The sequence below is a fragment of the Paenibacillus ihuae genome, assembly GCF_001368795.1.
Taxonomy (GTDB): Bacteria; Bacillota; Bacilli; order Paenibacillales; family Paenibacillaceae; genus Paenibacillus_AQ; species Paenibacillus_AQ ihuae.
The window spans coordinates 2911187-2918101 of the sequence record NZ_LN831198.1 but is presented as its reverse complement, the minus strand read 5'-3'; the positions used below and the strand labels follow the sequence as shown (position 1 = coordinate 2918101).

The 6915-nt window shown below is 49.1% G+C and carries 6 protein-coding genes; all 6 read left to right on the top strand.

Going from position 1 to position 6915, the window contains the following annotated elements; genetic code table 11:
- Positions 1 to 58: 58 nt before the first annotated feature.
- The 6 genes from miaA (at position 59) to AQR02_RS13245 (ending at position 6878) form a co-directional block, all read left to right on the top strand.
- Positions 59 to 1015 (top strand): tRNA (adenosine(37)-N6)-dimethylallyltransferase MiaA, encoded by a 957-nt coding sequence (gene miaA, locus AQR02_RS13270; protein ID WP_054940908.1) that lies wholly within the window; start codon positions 59 to 61, stop codon positions 1013 to 1015.
- A 368-nt stretch (positions 1016 to 1383) separates the two neighbouring features.
- Positions 1384 to 1623 (top strand): RNA chaperone Hfq, encoded by a 240-nt coding sequence (gene hfq / locus AQR02_RS13265; RefSeq protein WP_054940907.1) that lies wholly within the window; start codon positions 1384 to 1386, stop codon positions 1621 to 1623.
- 137 nt (positions 1624 to 1760) lie between these two features.
- Complete coding sequence (locus AQR02_RS13260; protein ID WP_054940906.1) at positions 1761 to 4379, top strand: transglycosylase domain-containing protein; 2619 nt, start codon at positions 1761 to 1763, stop codon at positions 4377 to 4379.
- A gap of 210 nt (positions 4380 to 4589) precedes the next feature.
- Complete coding sequence (locus tag AQR02_RS13255) at positions 4590 to 5144, top strand: ribonuclease FAU-1 family protein (protein ID WP_054940905.1); 555 nt, start codon at positions 4590 to 4592, stop codon at positions 5142 to 5144.
- A gap of 2 nt (positions 5145 to 5146) precedes the next feature.
- Positions 5147 to 5803 carry a YdcF family protein gene (locus tag AQR02_RS13250; RefSeq protein WP_054940904.1) on the top strand — a complete coding sequence of 219 codons (657 nt, stop codon included), beginning with the start codon at positions 5147 to 5149 and terminating at the stop codon, positions 5801 to 5803.
- 103 nt (positions 5804 to 5906) lie between these two features.
- Complete coding sequence (locus tag AQR02_RS13245) at positions 5907 to 6878, top strand: AAA family ATPase (RefSeq protein WP_054940903.1); 972 nt, start codon at positions 5907 to 5909, stop codon at positions 6876 to 6878.
- Positions 6879 to 6915 lie beyond the last annotated feature (37 nt).

The following is a 6915-nucleotide window of genomic DNA, read 5'->3' as shown; positions in this document are numbered from 1 at the left end:
CTTGGTTTTGAGGAGCTGCTCCGGGGGAGCGCTAAAATATCGTACGGGGTGATACAGATTGACAACTGAGGCTAAACATAAAGTACTGGTGCTGCTGGGGCCGACTGCAGTCGGTAAAACCAGGCTGAGCCTGGAGCTGGCGGCGGCTTATAATGCCGAAATCATATCTGGAGATTCTATGCAGGTGTATCGCGGTATGGACATCGGCACAGCTAAGATCACCACCGCTGAAATGAAAGGCATTCCCCATCATCTGATCGATATTCATGATCCTGAGGATGCCTATTCGGCTGCAGAATTTCAGGAGCAGGGCAAAAGGCTGATAGAAGAGATCAGCGCCAGAGGTAAGCTGCCCTTTATTGTTGGCGGAACGGGGCTGTATATTGAGTCTCTGTGCTACGGGTTCCGCTTTTCTGAGGCGGTTGCGGATGAGGCGTTCCGGAGTGAGCAGGATGCGTTTGCAGAAGAGCACGGGGCAGAGGCATTGCATGCCCGGCTTGCTGCAGTGGACCCTGCTAGTGCTGCCCGGCTGCATCCTAATGACCGCCGCCGGATTATCCGCGCGCTGGAAATACATCACCAGACCAAGGTCACTCTTTCCGCTGCCCAGGCAGATCAGAAGAAGGAATCCCCCTACGAGCTGTGTCTTATAGGTCTGACTATGGACCGGAAGATCCTGTATAAGCGTATTGAGGACCGTATTGACCAGATGCTGGAACAGGGGTTAATCCAAGAAGTGCAAGGGCTGCTGAATAAGGGCTACAATAGAAGCCTGGTATCGATGCAGGGCCTGGGTTATAAGGAAATAGCGGCTTATCTGGCTGGAGAGCTGACGCAGGAAGAGGCAGTTACACTTCTCAAACGCGATACCCGCCGGTTCGCCAAAAGACAGCTGTCCTGGTTCCGTCATATGAAGGAAATCCAGTGGATTGAAGATTTTAATGAACAGAATTATTCGGAGAATCTTGTGAAAATACGTGAGATTATCTCCCGCCGTTTTGAGGGCATACTTTGATACAATAGTTATTGCAGATATATTTGCAGCTTCAAGATGCCTGTAAAGTGTGTGAATGTGCACTCTACGGCATCTTTTATTGTTTTTATCAAAACTGGTTTAATAATAACTTTATTTCTCTGAAGCTTGCCTGGCACGCCGTTTCAGCATGATCAAAAGCGATGAGATTGACGGGAAGGGGGCCGAAGATTTAACATATACATGAGAGAAGAGGCTATGATTATACGTTGTACACATCGATCAAACCACTCCGCACTATTTACTTAATTGATGTAACTGTATGTTACGTGGTATAATAGCAGGAAAGTTTCTCTCAGGTGTTGAATATACTTCTGAACAATCTAATTGAACCATTGGGGGTACGTCATATGAACAAGTCCATTAACATCCAAGATACGTTCTTGAACCAGCTGCGTAAAGAGAATATCCCTGCTACAGTATATTTAACCAACGGCTTTCAAATCCGGGGAATCATTAAAGCGTTTGACAATTTCACAATTGTCATCGACAGCGACGGACGCCAGCAAATGGTGTACAAGCATGCGATCTCGACCTTCACACCGCAGCGTAGCGTCTCTTTGATGCAGGATAGCGGGAACGAAGAATAACATTTACTGTTTTAAAGCGAAACTTTTTTGTTTATAAACCGTTTGAATAGAGTGCGCGAGAGCAACCTGCGAAGGTTGTTCTTTTCATTCGTGCCGACAAATTTGAAGATATTTCCGAGAGGGAGTCAGGAGGCAGCATGTCCAGAGACGAAATATCCAGGACGAACAATAGAAACAGACAACCGAACCAGTCGAATTCCAAAGGGAAGTCTAAGAAAAAGAAAAAGTTTCTAACCAAGAAACGTGTGCTGTGGAGTTTGTTTTTTGCAATGGCGCTGGCGATTTTCTGTGCGCTCGGGGGCTACTTGTACATTATGCTAAACGGCCAGAAATTGCTGAATGAGAATCAGGATAAACTAACGGTGAATCCGCCAACGCAAATTTTTGACCGGAATGCGAATCTGATCGGGGAGCTGTCACTCGAGAAAAGTGATCCGGTAGAATACGAGGACATTCCGGAGCTGGTCATTAACGCCTTTATCGCAACCGAGGATAAACGGTTCTTAGAACACAAGGGTGTGGATTTCTGGTCAATCGGCCGCGCAGCCGTAAAAGATGTTGCAGCCCGCAGTATGGTGGAGGGCGGAAGTACCATTACCCAGCAGCTGGCCAAGAATATCTTCCTTACACGTGATAAGACCTTTTTCCGTAAAGCGACAGAGGTATCAATTGCTGTAGCTTTGGAGAATACAAGGACTAAACCTGAAATTATTACGATGTATCTTAATCGTATTCCTTTTGGCGGAACGGTGTATGGTATCAAGGCAGCATCGATCCGTTATTTTGGCAAGAGCAATCTGGAGGATTTGGACCTGTGGCAAATTGCAACCCTGGCAGCGATGCCGAAGGGGCCTTCCCGCTACAATCCGCTACGTAATCCTGAGCTCTCCAAAGAGCGCCGGGGAGTAGTCCTGCAGCTCATGTATGATCAGGGTTATATCACCAAGGAGCAGATGGATGAAGCTAAAGTGGTGGATTACAACTATAAACCGCCGGAAAGCAAGCAGCGCTATCAGGCATTTATAGATTTTGCCATTGATGAAGCAGAAGAGAAATTCGGACTGACAGAGGACGATTTGAACATCGGCGGCTACAAAATCTATACCACAATGGATAAGCATGCCCAGGAAACGGTGGAGGATGCTTTTGCCGACAGCGATAACTTTGAGGAAAGTGTGGACGATGAGCTTGTTCAGGGGTCCATGACTATCATCAATCAGGAAAACGGCAGCATTGTCGCCCTGATGGGCGGACGCAATTATGAGAAAAAAGGCTTTAGCCGTGTTAACGACAGCCGTCGTTCTCCGGGTTCCTCCTTTAAGCCGCTGGTTGCTTATGCGCCGGCTTTAGAATCAGGAAAGTTTACAAGTGAATCCATGCTCAGCAACGAGAAACAGTGCTTTGGCACCTACTGTCCGAACAACCTGCACGGGTACTCGTCAACGATTAGCATGAGCGCGGCGATTACGAAGTCAGAGAATATTCCGGCGGTCTGGCTGCTGAATGAAATCGGTGTGAATACCGGCTTCCAGTTTGCGAAAAAGCTTGGTATTAATCTGAGTGATGATGATAAGAATCTGTCGCTCGCGCTCGGCGGAATGAGTAAAGGGACGAATACACTGGAAATGGCCCAGGCCTACAGTTCCTTTGCCAACGGCGGGGAACTTAGGGAAGCCTATTCGATTAAGTCGATTGCCAACAGCGACGGAGAAACGGTCTATAAAGCGAACACAACACCGGAACGGGTAATGAGTGAGAATACGGCCTACCAGATGACCCAAATGATGCAAGAAGTCGTAACAGACGGAACAGGTAAAAAAGCAAAAATTAACCGTCCGGTTGCGGGTAAGACCGGTACCACCCAAAGCGGTTACGAAGGAATCAGCTCTAACCGTGACGTTTGGTTCGTTGGATATACACCGGAATGGACCGCAGCGGTTTGGATGGGATATGACAAGCCCAACAAGACCCACCTGCTTAAGAACAGCAGCCCGCTTGCTGCCGCCTTCTGGGGGAAGGTAATGGAAGAGGCGCTGGAGGGAGTTCCAAGCAAGTCCTTCCCTACACCTGAGGGTGCAGTGAAGACTGAACCAACGGCAACACCGGAAACGGTGCAGCCTGTGAACGGTTTAACCGCAGCTTATGATCCATCCACAATGACTGTTAACCTCAGCTGGGAGCCTGCGCAGACGGAAGGTGTGGAATACCGCATCTACCGCCGCGAAACTTCAGAAGCTGATTATAGTCCGTTACTTAACACGATGTCTTCCAGTGTAGGTGACATAAGCGCTATGCCTGGATTGACGTATGAGTATTATGTGACTGCTTACTATCCTGAACTGGATACGGAAAGCGAACCATCCGGAGCTGTTACTGTTGCAGTACAGGATGAAGCCCCTACAACGGAGCCGGAACCGACGCTTGATCCCAATCAGCCGACGGATAACCCTGGTAACGGTGAAGGTAACGGGAACGGGAATGGTGCCGGAAACGGTGTTCCTGGCGGCAATAACGGCGGTGGCAACGGGAATGGCAATGGCAATGGTGGAGGGAATGGGAACGGGAATGGGAACGGTAATGGTGCAGGGAATGGAGCCGGCAACGGCGGAGCACCTACAAATCCCCCTGAGAGTACTACCACCCCGCCTCCGGCCACATTGGCACCGACTGCTACTCCGGTAGTTACACCGGGCAGCGGCAACGCCGGGCCGGGTGACGGTACCGAAGCGGGAACGGATCCGGCAGCTCCTTTGTAGATTTAAGTAGGAACAAGGAACAGTATAGCTTCTGCCAGTCAGGCATAAATCCGGCGGCCGTACCTCTGAATCTGTGGAGGTAGGGCTGCCTTTTTTTTGTTTGCGGAGAACTGGTGGTACAGACGGCAGTTGTATTTTGTAAGTCTTGTTTTGAGTGTATCTGCCAAATGTGTTAAGCTGGATACACCATTATTCGAGAGGGTTATTCATATGAAACGTAAATTCGGAGACCGGGCCAACTGGCGCCGGATTACGCGCCGCCATTTTGCCTGCCGCTATGTGGAAACCCGAGAATTCAGCGGTTATATCACACTGTATACTATTTACGGGCTGAAGGAACCTCTGTGGAAGAGCTACGGCAGACATACATACCGTATCGCGGACAAAGGCTATTCATGGCTGCAGTATTTCCCCAAGGATAGCCATTATATTGTCACGGCTATGTTTGATGAACGGCAGAATATCGTACAATGGTACATAGACACCTGCAAGGTTCAGGGGGTTACAGATCAGGGGGTCCCCTGGTTTGATGATTTATATCTGGATGTTGTAGTACTGTGGAACGGTGAGGTATTTTTGCTTGATGAGGATGAGCTTGAGGAAGCACTGGAACGGAAAGATATTACGGACAGTGACTATAATCTGGCCTGGGCAACAGCCAAGAGTATTCTGCGCAGCATAGACGCACACGCCTTTCCTTATTTTGCTCTTTCTCTGAAGCACCGTGCCGAATTGTTTCACCACGGAGAATTCAGGAGGAAATAGAAATGGAATGGTACGTATACCAAAAAGGCTCATCTCCAATCCGCAAGGTATCCCGGAGAGGGCGTTTCAGACCGAAGCGCAACCTGATGATCGCCTGTTTTATCTTGGTGGTTGCAGGTTTACTTTGGTGCGCGGCTGTATTTAATCTTATTAATAATGCGGAGACAAGTGCGCCGATGACGAAGTCGGATGCCGGCATTATCCTGGGGATGTCCATGTGGGGAGATGAACCCAGTCCGGGTCTCAAGGAGCGCCTGGATTATGGACTGAAGCTTTACAATGAAGGGATGTTCAGCCGCATTATCGTTTCCGGAGGTTTGGATAAGGCAGATTATAAATATACCGAGGGTCAAGGAATGAGGAATTACCTGGTGGCGCATGGTGTACCTGATGAGGCGATTCTGATGGAGAATGAATCTACCAGCACCTACGAGAATCTGAAATTCAGTCAAAAGATTATGCAGCAGGAGGAAATGACGTCAGCTGTGATCATTACCCATACCTTTCATGGGCGCCGGGCACTGGAGATCGCGAGGGAATTCGGCTATGTCTCACCGCAGCTGGGTCTGACGGAGTCTCAAACCATGTCCATGCTGAAATATAAGACCCGGGAAATTCTGGCTTATACCGAATGGAAAATACAGCAGTTGTCCATGTAATGAACGCGGCAAGCATAAATATCCCGAAACTGCTAATAAGACCTCAGTAGGCGGAATAGACTTGAGTTAGAGCAAGTCAGCCCTGGATAATGAGGTGAACAAGGTGAACGGACGCGTAGCAGCGGCAAGCGGACGGGAAGAAGGCAGACCGTCACGCCAGATTAATATTGTGCTGCGGAATCAAGAGCCACCTGCTGTACACATTGCGGCAGGTGAACACAGCAGCGGGGCTGTGCCCACCAAAAATCACGGCCATAGCGGATTATTCCAGGAATTAAGCCGGGAACTTGATGCCCTTGTCGGCCTGGATAATATCAAGGAACTTGTATTTGAAATCTACGCGCTCCTGCAAGTCGCACAGATGCGCAGCGAGGCGGGGCTGGCCAGTGGCGGTCAGGCGTATCATATGGTTTTTAAGGGGAACCCCGGAACCGGTAAAACAACCGTGGCAAGGATCGTGGCTAAGCTGTTTCAACGGATGGGTGTATTGAGCAAAGGGCATCTGATCGAAGTAGAACGTGCGGATCTGGTAGGCGAATACATTGGACATACTGCACAAAAAACACGGGATCTGGTAAAAAAGGCACTTGGCGGTATCCTGTTTATCGATGAAGCCTACAGCCTCGCCCGGGGTGGAGATAAGGATTTTGGCAAGGAAGCGATAGATACACTTGTTAAATCTATGGAAGATCACCGCAGCCAATTTGTGCTTATCCTGGCCGGGTATTCCGGTGAGATCGATTATTTCCTTATGAGTAATCCAGGCTTGCCATCGCGTTTTCCGATTCAGGTCGAGTTTCCTGACTATACAATTGATCAGCTGCTGCAGATTGCTGAGCTGATGGCCAAAGAGCGGGACTATATTTTAATGCCGCAGGCTATACTCAAACTAAAGCAGCATTTGCTGATTGAGAAGACGGAAAGTCTTCATGCCTTCAGCAACGCCCGCTATGTACGTAATTCCATTGAGAAGGCTGTACGGTCGCAGGCGGTGCGGCTGCTGAATCAATATGAGAGCAACAGCCCCGGCAAGCAGGAGTTAATGACGCTGCGGACGGAGGATTTCAAGCTGTAGGCCGTAGCTGGTTGAGTAAAGCGCAGGAAAGAAAGCT

Coding starts and splice junctions, on each gene's coding strand:
- hfq (WP_054940907.1), top strand. CDS start 1,384: ATGAACAAGTCCATTAACATCCAAGATACGTTCTTGAACCAGCTGCGT.
- AQR02_RS13260 (WP_054940906.1), top strand. CDS start 1,761: ATGTCCAGAGACGAAATATCCAGGACGAACAATAGAAACAGACAACCG.
- AQR02_RS13255 (WP_054940905.1), top strand. CDS start 4,590: ATGAAACGTAAATTCGGAGACCGGGCCAACTGGCGCCGGATTACGCGC.
- AQR02_RS13250 (WP_054940904.1), top strand. CDS start 5,147: ATGGAATGGTACGTATACCAAAAAGGCTCATCTCCAATCCGCAAGGTA.